Source organism: Flaviaestuariibacter flavus (assembly GCF_004337505.1).
Lineage (GTDB): Bacteria > Bacteroidota > Bacteroidia > Chitinophagales > Chitinophagaceae > Flavisolibacter > Flavisolibacter flavus.
The window spans coordinates 446,135-460,391 of the sequence record NZ_SJZI01000008.1 but is presented as its reverse complement, the minus strand read 5'-3'; the positions used below and the strand labels follow the sequence as shown (position 1 = coordinate 460,391).

At 59.7% G+C, this 14,257-nt stretch carries 11 protein-coding genes; 2 read left to right on the top strand and 9 right to left on the bottom strand.

All coding sequences use genetic code 11. The annotated features are described in order from the left end of the window. Positions 1-89 precede the first annotated feature (89 nt). The 7 genes from pdeM to guaA all read right to left on the bottom strand — a co-directional run bounded on the left by pdeM (position 90) and on the right by guaA (position 10,589). Complete coding sequence (gene pdeM / locus EPD60_RS06165) at positions 90-770, bottom strand: ligase-associated DNA damage response endonuclease PdeM (RefSeq protein WP_243647773.1); 681 nt, start codon at positions 768-770, stop codon at positions 90-92. An 18-nt stretch (positions 771-788) separates the two neighbouring features. After that, on the bottom strand, positions 789-3,350 hold the full coding sequence (locus EPD60_RS06160) for a ligase-associated DNA damage response DEXH box helicase (protein ID WP_131447909.1): 2,562 nt from the start codon (positions 3,348-3,350) through the stop codon (positions 789-791). Beyond that, positions 3,350-4,723: a c-type cytochrome gene (locus tag EPD60_RS06155; RefSeq protein ID WP_131447907.1), complete on the bottom strand. Its 1,374-nt coding sequence runs from the start codon at positions 4,721-4,723 to the stop codon at positions 3,350-3,352. Before EPD60_RS06155 ends, EPD60_RS06160 begins: the two co-directional genes overlap by 1 nt. Positions 4,724-4,878: 155 nt before the next feature. After that, entirely contained in the window at positions 4,879-6,543 is a 1,665-nt protein-coding gene (locus EPD60_RS06150; RefSeq protein WP_131447905.1) for an ATP-dependent DNA ligase, read from the bottom strand. Next, positions 6,540-7,571, bottom strand: coding sequence for a ligase-associated DNA damage response exonuclease (locus tag EPD60_RS06145; RefSeq protein WP_131447903.1), 1,032 nt, complete (start codon positions 7,569-7,571; stop codon positions 6,540-6,542). The genes EPD60_RS06150 and EPD60_RS06145 overlap by 4 nt, the downstream gene beginning before the upstream one ends. Positions 7,572-7,766: 195 nt before the next feature. Further along, positions 7,767-8,933, bottom strand: a complete 1,167-nt coding sequence (locus tag EPD60_RS06140; protein ID WP_131447901.1) for an ABC transporter substrate-binding protein — start codon at positions 8,931-8,933, stop codon at positions 7,767-7,769. A gap of 123 nt (positions 8,934-9,056) precedes the next feature. Next, entirely contained in the window at positions 9,057-10,589 is a 1,533-nt protein-coding gene (guaA, locus tag EPD60_RS06135; protein WP_131447899.1) for a glutamine-hydrolyzing GMP synthase, read from the bottom strand. Between the two features lie 384 nt (positions 10,590-10,973). Between guaA and EPD60_RS06130 the strand changes: the two genes are divergently transcribed. After that, positions 10,974-11,684 (top strand): head GIN domain-containing protein, encoded by a 711-nt coding sequence (locus EPD60_RS06130; protein WP_131447897.1) that lies wholly within the window; start codon positions 10,974-10,976, stop codon positions 11,682-11,684. 44 nt (positions 11,685-11,728) lie between these two features. Here EPD60_RS06130 and EPD60_RS06125 read toward each other — a convergent pair whose 3' ends face one another. Beyond that, a complete protein-coding gene (locus tag EPD60_RS06125; RefSeq protein WP_131447895.1) occupies positions 11,729-12,205 on the bottom strand; it encodes a hypothetical protein in 477 nt (158 codons plus the stop codon). Positions 12,206-12,484: 279 nt separating this feature from the next. Here EPD60_RS06125 and EPD60_RS06120 point away from each other — a divergent pair, with 279 nt between their 5' ends. Beyond that, positions 12,485-13,333, top strand: a complete 849-nt coding sequence (locus EPD60_RS06120) for a diacylglycerol/lipid kinase family protein (RefSeq protein WP_165871430.1) — start codon at positions 12,485-12,487, stop codon at positions 13,331-13,333. Here the strand turns inward: EPD60_RS06120 and EPD60_RS06115 are convergent. After that, positions 13,308-14,093: a rhomboid family intramembrane serine protease gene (locus EPD60_RS06115; protein WP_131447891.1), complete on the bottom strand. Its 786-nt coding sequence runs from the start codon at positions 14,091-14,093 to the stop codon at positions 13,308-13,310. The two genes, EPD60_RS06120 and EPD60_RS06115, sit on opposite strands and share 26 nt — an antisense overlap. Positions 14,094-14,257: the final 164 nt, after the last annotated feature.

Sequence of the window (14,257 nt, the reverse complement as noted above, 5' to 3'; positions counted from 1 at the left end):
GCATCCGCGACACTGGTCGCGGCAGGTTTTGGTATTACCAAAGTAAACTTTCCTTTCCGGATAACATAGCCTTTCTGCGAAAAGTAGTCTCAGCTCACCTTCATCACGCTGCCTTCTGCGATAATGAAGACCGTCTCGCTTTTCTGGGGGCGGATTGTGGCAAGCCCGGTAAATCCGCCGAAGGCAGGCAGGATGCAGTAGTCCTTGCCAAAGTAAAAACAAGGAAGCCGCAGTGACTGTCGCGCAATCCCGTTCAGCACATAGCCGGGGTGCAGGTGGCCGCAGAACGTATAAACGCCGGGCGGGGCATCGGCCGGGTCGTGGGCGAGGCAGAAGTCGCCGATACGCAGCGGCTCTTCCACCACTTCAATTTCATTTTCGCGGTACCAGTCGGCCGGGAGGATATCGTGGTTGCCGCGCACCAGCACGATCCGCTGGCCGGCAATGTCGGCGCGCCAGCGGCGGAACAGCTCCAGCTCGATATTGGCGCGGCTGTGAAAGAAATCACCGACCACCACCAGCTGCTCCGGCCTGAAGAACTGGAGCAGCGCCAGCAGGCGGTGCATGTCCTGCTTCATCACGGCGCCCGGAACGGCAATGCCTTCCTTACGGAAGTGGCCGCTCTTGCCGAGGTGCAGGTCGGAGAGGAGCAGGATGCGTTGCTCCTCCCAGAAAAGCGCGCGCTGGCCGGAAAGCCAGAGCCGTTGGTTGCGAAAAGGGAAAAGTAAGGGCGCCTGCATCGGCCGCAAAGATCGGGCAGGGTCGGGCATGACGACGCGGCTGATGGTTTAGCGCTCCAATTGCTGCTGCATTTTTTTGATGCGGTCTTCGAGCTTTTCGGAAGTCAGGTTCTCCCGCATGCTGTCGACTTTGATGGGGAAGCAGAGCGGCGTCAGGCGCCGGGGGAAGGTGAGCACCACGCGCGAGCGCTGGATGCGCTCCAGCATGGCACGCAGGCGCCGCTCTTCCATCTGCTGGTCGAACACTTCCTGGTAGGCCTGGCGGAGCAGCACGTTGCCCGGCTCGTACTCGTTGAACACGTTGAAGAGGAGGCCCGCCGAGGATTGCAGGTGCCGCGCCTTTTTCTTTTCGCCCGGCATCCCCTGGAAGATGAGCCCCCCGATAACACCGATGTCACGAAACTTGCGCCGCGCCATCTCCGTGGCATTCACGCTGTGCTGAATATCGGCCAGCAGGTTGTCGGGCGAAAAGAGTGCGTACACATTGCTGTCGTCTACCGGCACCGGCTGGTCGCTGAGCAGCTCGAAGCCGTAGTCGTTCATCGCGATGGAAAAGGTAATCGGCAGCAGTTTCGAGATGCGGTAGGCGAGGAGTGCCGCGGCGGCTTCGTGTACCAGTCTACCTTCAAACGGGTAAACGAAGAGGTGGAAACCATCGTCGGTCTCAATCTGCTCGATCAGCAGCTCGTCGGCGGCGGGAATGTGGGAGAGGTCTTTCTGGAGATTCAGCAAGGGCGCCAACGCACCTATTTCGGAAGGGACATTTTTTAACTTTTGACTTTTTACTTTTGAATTCCCGGCAATGTCAAACTGCTCACGCAGCACCGCGCCGAGGCTTGCCGACAGCGGCAGGCGGCCGCCGTTCCAGCTTGGTACGATGGCTTTCTTCTTGTTCGACTTGCGTACGATCACGGTCATGTCTTTAATCATCACCAGCTCCAGCTGCCGGCCGGCAAGCGTAAAGGCGTCGCCCGGGTCGAGACGCGAGATGAAGTATTCCTCGATCATCCCGATATAGCCGCCGCCAAGGAATTTCACCTTGAGCATCGCATCGCTAACGATGGTGCCGATGTGCATCCGGTGGCGCATGGCCACGCGGCGGCTGTTGATCTTGTAAACGCCGTCTTCCACTTCCACCTTCCGGTATTCGTCATACTCGCGCAGCGCCTCGCCGCCGGCGGTGATGAAGTGCAGGATGGCGTCGAAGTCGTCGTCGGTAAGCTCGCGGTAGCACCAGGTACTGCGGATCTCGGGCAGCACCTCTTCGGGACGGAAGCCGTCGGAAACGGCCAGCGTGCAGAGGTATTGCGTGAGCACATCGTAGCACAGCACAAAGGGCTCGCGGCTTTCGATCTGCTGGCGCTTAACGGCTTCCTTGAGCGCCGCCGCTTCCATCAGCTCCAGCGAATGCGTGGGCAGGAAGTAGATGCGGCTCACCGCGTCGGGCTGGTGGCCGCTGCGGCCGGCGCGCTGCAGGAAGCGCGCCACGCCCTTGGGCGAGCCTACCTGGATGACGGTTTCCACGGGACGGAAGTCGACGCCGAGATCGAGCGAAGCCGTGCATACCACGGCTTTCAGCTTGCCTTCGTGCAGCGCCTCTTCCACCCAGGTGCGCAGCTCCATATCGATGGAACCGTGGTGCAAGGCGATGGCGCCCGAAAGCTCCGGCGCGATCGTCAGCAGGGTGTGGTACCACTGCTCGCTCATGCCGCGGGTATTGATGAAGATGAGCGTGGTGCGGCTTTCTTCAAGTATGGGGAGCACTTTGTGCGCGAGGCGGATGCCCAGGTGCCCGGCCCAGGGATATTTTTCGATCTCGTCGGGGAGGATGGAGTCGATCTCGATCTGCTTGCGGATGTCGGTCCGTACAATTACGGGTCTGATGCCCAATGCATGGACCACAGGAGCCAGCAACACATCCATCGCTTCGTTGAGGTTGCCGATGGTTGCGCTGATCCCCCAAACCGAAAAAGATGTCTGATGGCGGTTGTCTGATGTCTGATTTTTGCGCTCGCCAGCTGGCTGTCTGTACGGCTGGGCGCGCCGAAGTCCCACGATCCGGCTGATGGCGAGCTCTACCTGCACCCCGCGTTTGGAGCCGATCAGCTCGTGCCATTCGTCCACGGCGAAGAGGCGCAGGTGTTTGAAGACTTCGCGATAATGCTTTTGGGCAAGCAGCAGGTGCAGGCTCTCCGGGGTGATGAGGAGCACTTCGGGCATATGCCGCTTTTGTTTGGCGCGATCGCCCGGCGACGTATCGCCGTTGCGGATGCCCACTTTCCAGGGGATTCCGAGCTCGGTAAGCACTTCCTCCATTGCCCGCGCAATGTCCTTGGCCAGGGCACGCAGCGGCGTCAGCCAGAGTAGCTGGAGGCCATTGCTGCTCTTGCTCGTGTAGCTGTCGGGATGCTCGTTGATAAAGCGGATGACCGCTCCCAGGAAGACCGAAAAGGTCTTGCCCGTGCCGGTAGGCGCGTTTACAAGGCCGCTCTTTCCGTCGATGATGTGCTGCCAGGCTTCCTCCTGGTAGGCAAACGGCCTGAAGTTCTTTGCCGCCAGCCATCCTGCTACGAGCTTGTATCCCGGTGTTTCGGTCAGGCGTTGCGGCATCAAAGTGTTTTCAGGTATTCGATGACTGCTTTCCGTTCCGCGTCGCTGAGGGCATCGCCGAAGGTGTGCCCCGTATTTCGGTAGCCGGGCAGGTCGGTGTTATACCAGCCCGCCTTTGCCTGCGGCCCTTCCTGGTATATCCAGCCCACACGCTTGTAGTCGTAGTCGTTCTTTTTGAAGTTGCGTGTCCAGTAGCGCGGGCGCTGCCGGCTGTCAAGCACTGCCTCGATGGTCGGCACCGAGCCGTTGTGCAGGTAAGGCGCCGTGATCCACACACCGTCGAGGGGCGGCGCGATATAGCCCGAGAAGGGCACGAGCTGCGCCGGGTGATCGCCCTGCCGGAACCAGCTTCTGTTGAACCAGTCTACGAACTGCGGCGTGGAGTAATTGCTTGCATAGAGCAAAGAGTCGGTGCCGATCACTTCCGATGGAATCAGCAGGTTGGGATATTTTCCATTCTTGCCATAGGTGCCGTGACAGCCGGAGCAATTCGCTTCAAAGACGGCTTTCCCTTTCGTAGCCAGCGGGCGGTCGATGCTGCCGGAGTATACGGGTGCCTTGAGCGAATAGATGTAAGCCAGCAGGTCGGGCATGTGTTCGTCAACAAGCCGCGACTCGCTGGTATCGCCGGTGGTGAGCAGGTTGGAGGCCATCAGGAAGCGCCCGAAGTCGCCGCGACCGAAGCCGTTGTAGAACATGGCGTTCTTCTTTTTCAGCAGCCACCAGGGTGGTGTGTCGGTGGGCACCACGGCGTGGTTCTTCGGCAGCAGGGCGCTGTCGCTCCAGCGGAAGGTAGCCGGGTCGCGGTGCGCCACCAGCAGCGCGGCGAGGTGGTCGGCGAGGTTGACGCCCCGTACATCAGCTACCAGGTCGGGCGCGATCGTTTTCGTTACCTGCAGGAAGGCGGCCGAAGCTTCGTATTGCTTCGGGAACTTTTTCTTCAGCAGGTTTTCAAGCGCCGTGAGGCTGCGCGCGTTGATGCCGCGGCCTTTCGTAAAATCGACACCGGCATTACCCAGGCCCATCACCAGCTTGCCGTCGAACACCGAAGCATGGCATTGCAGGCAGTTGGGCGCCACGATCACTTCACCGTTGGCGGCACGTTGCGCCGTAAAGTCGTACGGGATATTCGCATTGAGTCCCGTACGCGGCAGCAGCGACGAGTCGAAGCTGATATAGCCCATGCGGAAGATGTTGAGCGGGAGACCGCCGCGCACATAATCGCCGTTGACGAGATAGCGGTAGCCGTCCTGCGCGTTCCCGCCACCGCGTTGCTTGCTGGGCGGAATCGGTACGGGCTTTTCGCCAATGCCGATATAGGCAGAAGCGATGACGCCGATGCAGGTGAGCAGGAAAAATGCCGTCTTTTTCATGGGATGATGCCTTGCCTTAAAGGTACTGCGGGACGGGGAACGCTGATTTGATAAGATGCTTAGGTTTTGTTAGGATTTGAACAGAAGCCGTCTTTCAAATGGCGGGTTTTAGATCCTGATGCTGCGCATCAGGATGACAGCAGCGTTGAGCGTTCTTACTTCCCATACACTTCCAGCAGCTGCTTCAGCTCTTCGAGCGTGTTGATCTCATCGGCTTTTTTGTCGTGGCGCCAGCGACTGATACGTGGGAAGCGAAGCGCCACACCGCTCTTGTGGCGGTTGGAGGCGGCGATGCCCTCGAAGGCGATCTCGAACACCAGTTCGGGCTTTACCGTGCGCACGGGGCCGAACTTCTCGAGCGAATTCTTTTTGACAAAGGCATCCACCTGCGCAAATTCCTTGTCGGTAAGCCCGGAGTAAGCTTTGGTAAACGGTACCAGCTTGTCGCCGTCGCGTACGGCGAAGGTGTAGTCGGTATAAAGGTTCGAGCGGCGGCCCGCGCCTTTCTGCGCGTAGATCATCACCGCGTCGATGGTGAGCGGGTCGATCTTCCATTTCCACCAGTCGCCGCGCTTGCGGCCTACCTGGTAGGTGGATGACCTGCGCTTCAGCATAAAGCCTTCGGCGCCCATCTCGCGCGAGCCCCGGCGCAATTCTGCCAGCTCCTGCCAGGAGCTGTACGCCACGATCTCCGACAGCAGCAGGATCGGGTGATTAATGCCGCGCACGACCTCCTCGAGCCTGGCCCGGCGCTCCGACAAGGGCCGCGTGCGCCAGTCTTCGCCTTCCCACTCCAGCAGGTCGTAGGCAAAGAAAGAGATCGGTGCTTCCTGCAGTTGTTTCTTTGTGACGTTCTTGCGGCCGATGCGGGTTTGCAGCAGGGCGAAGGGCAAGGGCTTGCCATCCTGGCTCGGAATGATCTCGCCGTCGAGCACCACGCCTTCGGGCAGCAGGGGCAGCAGGCTCGCGTATTCCGGGAATTTTTCCGTCATCAGCTCCTCACCGCGGCTCCACACGAAGAGCTCGCCCCGGCGCTTGATCAGTTGCCCGCGGATGCCGTCCCATTTCCATTCAGCCTGCCACTCCCGCGGGTCGCCGAGCTTTTCGAGCTCGGGCTCCTCGATAGCATAGGCGAGGTAAAAAGGATAGGGTTTGGAAGCGTCGGCCGTGCCCGCTTCCTCGCTCAGTAGTTCATCAAAGGAGATCGTGGCGGGATCCCAGTTGCCGGAGATGCGGTGCGCGATGACGGCGGGGTCGGTCTTCACTGTTTTCGCCAGCGCGTTCACCATCAGCTTTTGCGATACACCGATGCGGAAGCCGCCCGTGATCAGTTTGTTGAATACAAAGCGCTCGGCAAAGGACATCTCCTGCCAGCTCTCGAGGATAAAATATTTTCGGGCTTCCTCGCTTTGCTTATCGAGGCCTTTGAGTTGTTCGATATAATAGTGCAGCGGCTCGGGATGCTCCGGCTGGCGGTCGCTCTCCGGGAGCAGCAGCGCGATGGTCTCGGCAAGGTCACCCACGGTATGATAAGACTCTTCAAAAAGCCAGAAGGGCAGGTTGATCATTTCCACGGCCCAGGTAGCCAGTTGGGTTGTGTTCACAACACGCTTGGGCCGGCGGCCACTGAAGATCGCGATCATCCAAACCTTGTCTTTGTCGGGTGCCCCGTAGAAATACTGGACGAGTGCGTTGAGCTTCTCGGTCGTTTTGGTGCTGCTGCCGATGCGGAGCACGAGGTCGGCGAAGGCGCGGAAGCCTTCGAGGCCGGTGCCGGGCGCGGGCAATGCTTCTTCGGTATGAATTGCTTCTTCGCTCATAAATCCTCGCTGATTTTTTCTTCCTCGCTCGGTGTGGGCCCGGCGTCTTCGTCATTGCCGTACTCGGTGATCACCTCGCGGGCCTGGATGCCCTGCTCGTTGAGGTAGCGGCTGAAGGCGGCCTGGAAACCGTGAGTCACGTACACGCATTCGGCCTCCGTGGCCTTGCAGGCCTGCAGCAGCCCGTTCCAGTCGGCGTGGTCGGAGAGGGCGAAGCCCGCGTCGGCATTCTTGCGGCGGGTGTTGCCGCGCACCATCATCCAGCCGCTGCAGATACCCACGGCATGGGGACTGAAGCGGCGGATCCAGCTCGTACCCTCGGCGCTCGACGGCGCAATCACCACGGCGCCCTTCAGGTGCTCCTTCGGCGTTTCGGGCGTCACGCGCTCCACGGGCGGTAGCTTGTGCCCCGCGTTGACGAGCGCCATGTGCATATTGTACACAGCGCCGTGAACGAGAATGCGTTCGCTTAACTCGCTTAGTGGCTGCAGCAGGCGCTGCGCCTTGCCGAGACTATACGCAATGAAGATGGATGACTTTCCATTGCTCTGGTTTTTGCGGACCCAGTCCTGCATGCCGCGGTAGATCTCGGCCTGCGGCTTCCAGTTGTAAATAGGAAGTCCGAAGGTGGACTCGGTCACGAAATGATGGCATTTCACCGGCTCGAAGGCGCCGCTGATGCCGTCGTTCTCCAGCTTGTAGTCGCCGCTCACCACCCAGATCTCGCCTTCGTATTCCACGCGGATCTGGGCCGAGCCGATGATGTGGCCGGCGGGATGATAGGACACCTTGACGCCGTTGATGAAGGTCGTTTCGCCGTAGCCCACACCTTGGTAATGGTTGGGGCCGAGGCGGGCCTGCATGATGGGAATCGAGTCGTGGTGGGCGAGGTAATACCTGCTGCCCCAGCGGGCATGGTCGCTGTGCGCATGGGTGATGAGCGCGCGGTCCACGGGCCGCCACGGATCGATGTAGAAGCCGCCCGGGCGGCAATACAGGCCTTTCTCGGTGAATTCGATCAGGGGCATGGGTGCTGTTGTTGCGGGATGAGCTAAAAGAATAATGCCATCAATGCAACAGCAGGGCAGCCGGAAGGTTGGGGGCGAAAGAACGCGGATTTTTTATGATCTGTTATGATGAACGCGGATATCGTTACCGGCGTAAGCCAAACATAAAAATCATAACCAATCTGCGTATTCCGCCCGCGGAATCAGCGTTCCTTCTCACGGCAGCGCGCTCTTCACGCCATTCACCACCCGGATAAAATACAGGTGCTTGTTTTCAAAGTAATCGAGCTCGGGCTTGCTGCGGTTGAGGAAGACGGGCTGGATGTCGAACGTGGTGAATACATTGTTGCCCTTGCGCGGCAGGTTGGAGGCCATGTCGCCCCTGGAATCGAGCAGGAGCAGGGCAAAGCGCAGCATCGTTTCGTAGCCACGGTAGTAGAGGTCGGTGGCGCGGCCATTTTGTTTTGCGCTGAAATCTTTGGCGATGGCCGTTTGCAGGGCCGTCGGCTTTGCGTACCAGAACGGTGTTGTGTACAGGATGTCGAGGCCTTTGAACTCGGTGTGGCGGAAGGGAAGCCCGTCCCAGGTGGGCATGCCCGCCAGTTGGATCTTGTAGTCGGAGCCGGCGCTGGTAAGGCCTGCGGCGAGTTCGGAGGCGAAGTCTTCATCGAGGGAGCCGGCGATGCAGATGTTGCGGCGCGTGCTGTCGAGGGCAGCCACTACTTTCCCGTCATCGAATTCAGCGCCGAGGTCAACCACCTGCAGGCTGAGGGCTTTACCGGTAGCCGATTTGGCGGCGTCGAGAAAATATTCCTTTACCTGTGCTTCCTGTGTGCCGGGGCGGGTGAAGAGTACCACGTGATCGTTGGGGGCGACCTTCTGGTAGTGGCGGTACAGGGCTTCGCAATGGGTGCGGAGCGTAGAGTTGAGCACCACGTAATAGGGATTGTCGGTAACGCCCGCATCGTTGGGGAGGGTGGCCGATACGAAGGGGATCTTACGGCGCAGGGCCTCTTCTGCCAGTTGCCGCGTTTCGGCCGGGTTGGAGGGCGCGATGAAAAGCCCGGCATTGGCGAGCGCGGGATCGCGGAAGACGCGGGCCAGCGGCGTTTTCGAGGATCGCAGGTCCACCACGTGCACCTCCAGCGGCGCGCCGGCGCGGTTCAGCGAGTCGAGGGCGGCCTGGGCACCGAGGTAGAACTCGAGGCCCGGGTTGAGATACTTGGGAAAGCTGGTGTTGAAGCGGTAGTTGTTGCCCGCATCAAAAGCCGAATCAAGGTACAGCGGCGAAAAGAGTACGATCTTCTGTCGCTGTTGCGCGGCGGCACCCAGGGCAAAGAACGCCAGCAGGAGCAGGAACCCGTATCGCTTTAATGATGTCATAGTGGTAAGGGTGTTTATAGGTTTATTAGTTAATTGGTCTATTGGTTAATTGGTTCTTCGCTATTTCTATCCTGAACGGAGCAAGTAGCGTAATTGCTTTTTACCAACAGACCAATAGACAACTTACTCCCACTCAATCGTCGCCGGCGGCTTCGAAGAGATATCATACACCACGCGGTTGATGCCCCGTACGGAGTTGATGATCTCGTTGGAAACATCGGCCAGGAAGTCGTAAGGCAGGTGCGCCCAGTCGGCCGTCATCCCGTCTACGGAAGTTACGGCGCGGAGGGCCACCGTAAACTCGTAGGTGCGTTCGTCGCCCATCACGCCCACGCTTTTCACCGGCAGTAAGATGGCGCCGGCCTGCCACACGGTTGCGTAGAGGTTGTGGCGCTTCAGGGCTTTAACATAGATGTCGTCGGCGGCCTGCAGCAGGGCGACCTTCTCGGCCGTGATCTCGCCGAGGATGCGGATGGCGAGGCCGGGACCCGGGAAGGGATGGCGGCTGATAAGATCGTCGGGGATGCCCAGCTCGCGGCCTACTTTCCGCACCTCGTCTTTGAAGAGGTAGCGCAGCGGTTCCACAAGCCCGAGGTGCATCTTTTCGGGCAGACCGCCCACGTTGTGGTGGCTCTTGATGGTCACCGACGGACCGTGTACCGACACGCTCTCGATCACGTCGGGGTAGATGGTGCCCTGGCCGAGCATCGACACGTTTTCAATGCGGGCGGCTTCTTCCTGGAAAATATCGATAAACAAGCCACCGATGATCTTGCGCTTCTGCTCCGGGTCGCTTTTGCCGGCGAGCGCATCGTAAAAGCGCTGGCGGGCATCGATACCGGTAACGTTTACTCCGATGCGGTTATAGGTATCAAGCACCTGCTGGAACTCGTCTTTGCGCAGCACACCGTTGTCCACGAAAATGCCGTGGAGATTGGTGCCGATGGCGCGGTGGATGAGCGTGGCCGCCACGGTGGAGTCCACGCCACCCGAAAGGGCCATTACCACCTGGCGGTCGCCGATGCTGCGCTTCAGCTCGGCCACGGTATCGGTCACGAAATGCGCGGGCGTCCAGTCCTGGCTGCAGCCGCAGATATCAACGAGGAAGTTCTTGAGAATCTTTTTGCCTTCGATAGAGTGGTATACCTCGGGGTGAAACTGGAGGCCGTAGAGTGCCTGCTCCGTTCCGGAGGCCTTGAAGGCGGCCACGGGGATAGAATCCGTAGTTGCCAGCACGGTGAAGCCTTCGGGGAGGCGCTTGATCGAGTCGCCGTGGCTCATCCACACCTGCGAGGAGGTACTGAGGCCGCCGAGCAGGGCGTCGTCCTGCATCTTGTGGAGGATGGCGCGGCCGTATTCGCGCTTCGAGCTTTTCTCCACCGACCCGCCGAAGACCTTGGCGGTGAGCTGGGCGCCGTAGCAAACGCCCAGCACGGGGCGCTCCGCGGCCATGCCGCGCACGTCTACGATGGGCGCGCCTTCGTCGTTAACCGAAAAGGGCGATCCCGACAGGATGATGCCCTTGATGGAAGGGTCGGCCGGGACAGGCTTGTTGAAGGGGATGATTTCACAGTAAACATTGGCTTCGCGTACCGCGCGGGCGATGAGTTGGGTGTATTGCGAGCCGAAGTCGAGGATGATGATCTTTTCGGTCATAGCGCCCCGAAGGTAAGACAAAGGGAATCTTTCGATGTCCGATGTCGGATGTCGGATTTGGGATTCCCGGCACGAGCCGAATCAGCACCTGTGTAAAAAACAACAATGCCGGTGTCGATTGCGAAAACAGTGCGGTAAACCGGAAAATTTGTCCTGTTAGCTGCGTCAATGGTGTGTAAGATGCGGGAATGGCTATGTAAACCGAAAAAATGGCCGTGTAATCCGGAGGACGAAGTGTCGAGTAAATTGGAAAAACGCTATTGTTAGCCTTATCCTGCCTAAGCGGGAGGCCGGGGCGCTTTGGCAGTTCAAACCTTTATTTTACTTTTCCGGCCGGTAACCGCCGGCCCGTTTGCGGCATCTTATCACCAAAACTATCCTGCTATGCGCTCCTTCCTGGTACTAGGACTTTCCGTCCTGCTTTTTTCTTCCTGCAAATTCATGGGCCGCCGCGTGCGGGGCAACGGCATCCACGGCTCCGAGCAGCGGACCGTCCGGGATTTCAACCGCCTCGAAGTATCCGGTGACATCGATGTAGTGCTGGCCCAGGGCACCCCTTCGGTGCGCATCGAGGGCGACCAGAACCTGCTCCAATACGTGGAGCTCGACCAGAGTGGCAGCACCCTCCGGGTGCATCTCCGCCGCCATATCAACATCAGTACGGAAAATGAATTCAAGGTATATGTGACCGGCCCCGGCTTCCGCTCGGTGGAGGTGACGGGCTCGGGCGACGTTACCGGCAGCGGGCGCCTCCGCGGCGAAAATCTCAAGCTCGGGCTCACCGGCAGCGGTTCTGTAACGCTCGACGTAGACATGCCCCGTGTTCGTGCCGAAGTAACCGGCAGCGGTGATGCCCGGCTTAGCGGCGCCACCCGCACCTTCGAGGGCGAGATCAACGGCAGCGGCAATATTTCGGCCTTCGGCCTGATGAGCGAGGATACGAAAGTGGAAATTCACGGCTCGGGCGACGCCGAGGTTTTTGCCAGCAAGCAACTCAACGTCGACATCGCCGGCTCCGGCGACGTGGCCTACAAGGGCACCGCCAGTGTCAACCAATCGGTGCATGGCTCCGGCAGCGTGCGGAGAGTGAATTAGGTAATGGGTCTATTGGTTAATTGGTACGTGTTTGCTACCAACCTTTAAAACCTTTTCGCTACAAGCGCGCCTTCCCGCATCACATCCTGGTTCAGGAGGCGGCGGCTTTTGGCATCGAAGGTTTTGACGATCGCGTTTTCCCCGTTATAATCCATAATCTGGTAGCGCCCCGTAATCGCATCGCTGTGGTAGATGATGCGGCCTTCGTTGTCATAGCGGTATTGGTAGAAATACGGGCGCTGCCCGCCGGTATAGCCAATGCGTTTGAGGAAGATATCGCTGAGTGCCACCTGCTTCTCCAGCAATTTGCCGGAAGCACGCTCGTAGCGGAGTACGGTGGTGCTGAGCGTGTCGCGGCCTTCGGTAGCGTATTGCAGCACGACGCTGTCGAGCTCGTCGGATTCGGTGGCGGCGGTAGCAGGCACAACGCACTGGTAGGTGCTCACCATGCTGATAGTGCCCTGGGCGGATACCGTGCCGGCACTTGCCAGCAGGGCGAGGAAGAGGAGGAAACGATTCATAGACTCACGGGTTCTTTGCTTCACACTTAATAAAACAAAGCACTCGCCGGAAATGGCATCGGTGCGGCCGGGGCGCATGAACGGCGGGAAAACGGTATGGAAGCGGCTTTTTTTCCATCCTTGTTAACAGAAGCGCGGCCGCTATCAGCCGCCGCGGGCGCGGGTTGCGGAATTGCTGCCTCAACTCCGGCGACGGTGCGGGCAGCAAGCGCCGCAAGGCTTAGTTCGCTGGCCCCGAAGTCCTATCTTAGCCACCGCACTACCTTTATTTCCCCGTGTATGGAGCCGCTCATCGCGCTGTTTTGTAATCCTTCTTCCGATAATGCCCGTGCCCTGCGGATGACCGACGAGGTGGGCCTGCACCTGAAGCGCCGCGGTATCCCGTTTATGGCCTTCACCGATGGCTGGCCCGCCAGCCTGTCGCGCTTTACCCAGGTGTGGATCGTGGGCGGCGACGGTACCCTCAATTATTTCATCAACCAGTTTCCCGATGTGCGCGTGCCGCTGGCGGCCATCCCGGGTGGCTCCGGCAACGATTTTCACTGGATGCTGTACAACGGCGAGCTGGCCCTGCCGCAGCTGGTGGAGCGCCTCCTGCAGGGGAATACCCGCGCCATCGACGCCGGCTCCTGCAACGGCCGCCTTTTTCTCAACGGGCTGGGTATCGGCTTCGACGGCGCCATCGTGCGCGACCTCCTGGGCAAAAAGAAGCTGGCAGGGAAGGCATCCTACCTGTTGTCGGTGCTCAAGCACATCCTTACCTACCAGGAAAGCTCCGTAGGTGTGCTTGCCGATGGCACCGAATACCGGAAGAACGCCCTGCTGCTGTCGGTGGCCAACGGAACGCGCTATGGCGGTGATTTCCTGGTGGCGCCAAAGACGGTGCCCGACGACGGCCTGCTCGACATCAACTTCGTGGGCGCCATTGCCCCGCTGCAGCGGATGCGCTACCTGCCGGTGATTGAGCGGGGCGAGCACCTGGAGCTTCCCTTTGTGTGGTACCGCCAGGCTGCCGATATCGTAATAGAATGCGCGCAGGAGCTGCCGGCCCACCTCGACGGGGAGTACCTGAAAGCGGCCCGCTTCGAGGTGCGCTGCCTGCCTAAAAAGTTCGTCTTCTTCGTTTGAAGTATTCGATCCGGTCGAGCACCTGTTCGTAAGTATCGGTATGGGTAAAGAGCCGCACCAGCAGGAGGCCGGCGATGAAGCCGCCGATATGGGCGGCATAGGCGATGCCGCTGCCTTCGTCGGAGCCGAGTGCCCCCAAGCCGTTGATTACCTGGAACACGAACCAGAGTCCCACGCAGATAAATGCCGGGAAGGGCCAGAAGCCGAGGATGAACCATATCCGGACGCGGTTGCGCGGGAAGAGCAGCAGGTAGCCGCCAAGCACACCCGAGATGGCGCCGGAAGCCCCGAGGCTGGGGATAAAGGGGTTCTGGCCGATAAAGGCGGTGGCCGCCACGTGGGTGGAGCTGGCCGCGAGTCCGCACAAAAGGTAAAAAGCCAGGTAGCGGGCGTGGCCCATCACGTTTTCGAGGTTATCGCCAAATACCGCCAGGTAGAGCATATTGCCAAAGATGTGGGCGATGCCGCCATGCAGAAACATGGAGGTGAGCAGGGTAAGGTAGATGGGGTAGGGGCCGGGCTGCAGGCCGGGGAGGTGCTGGCGGGCGCCGCTGATGGGGTCTATGATGATGCGCGACTCCGATACGAGGTCGCGGCCCGTGAGGATCTCGGCCGGCACCGTGGAGTAGCCAAAAGTAACCGGGATATCGGTTCCGAGGCGTTGCCAGTAAACGAACACGAAGATATTAAACAGCAGCAGCGCGTAATTCACGTAAGGCGTGCGGATGCGGCCGGAGTTGTCGTCACCGATAGGGAACATGCGGGAAGGTGCTGCAAAAATCCCACCCTGACCTCACCCCCGGCCCCTCTCCCTGGGGGAGAGGGGTGCCCCTGTTGAACATTCATTATTGTTTGATACTTTCTGGTGACTGAACTTCAAAAACTAAGAGCGGATGCCGAAGGCATCCGCTCTTTTAGTATTAG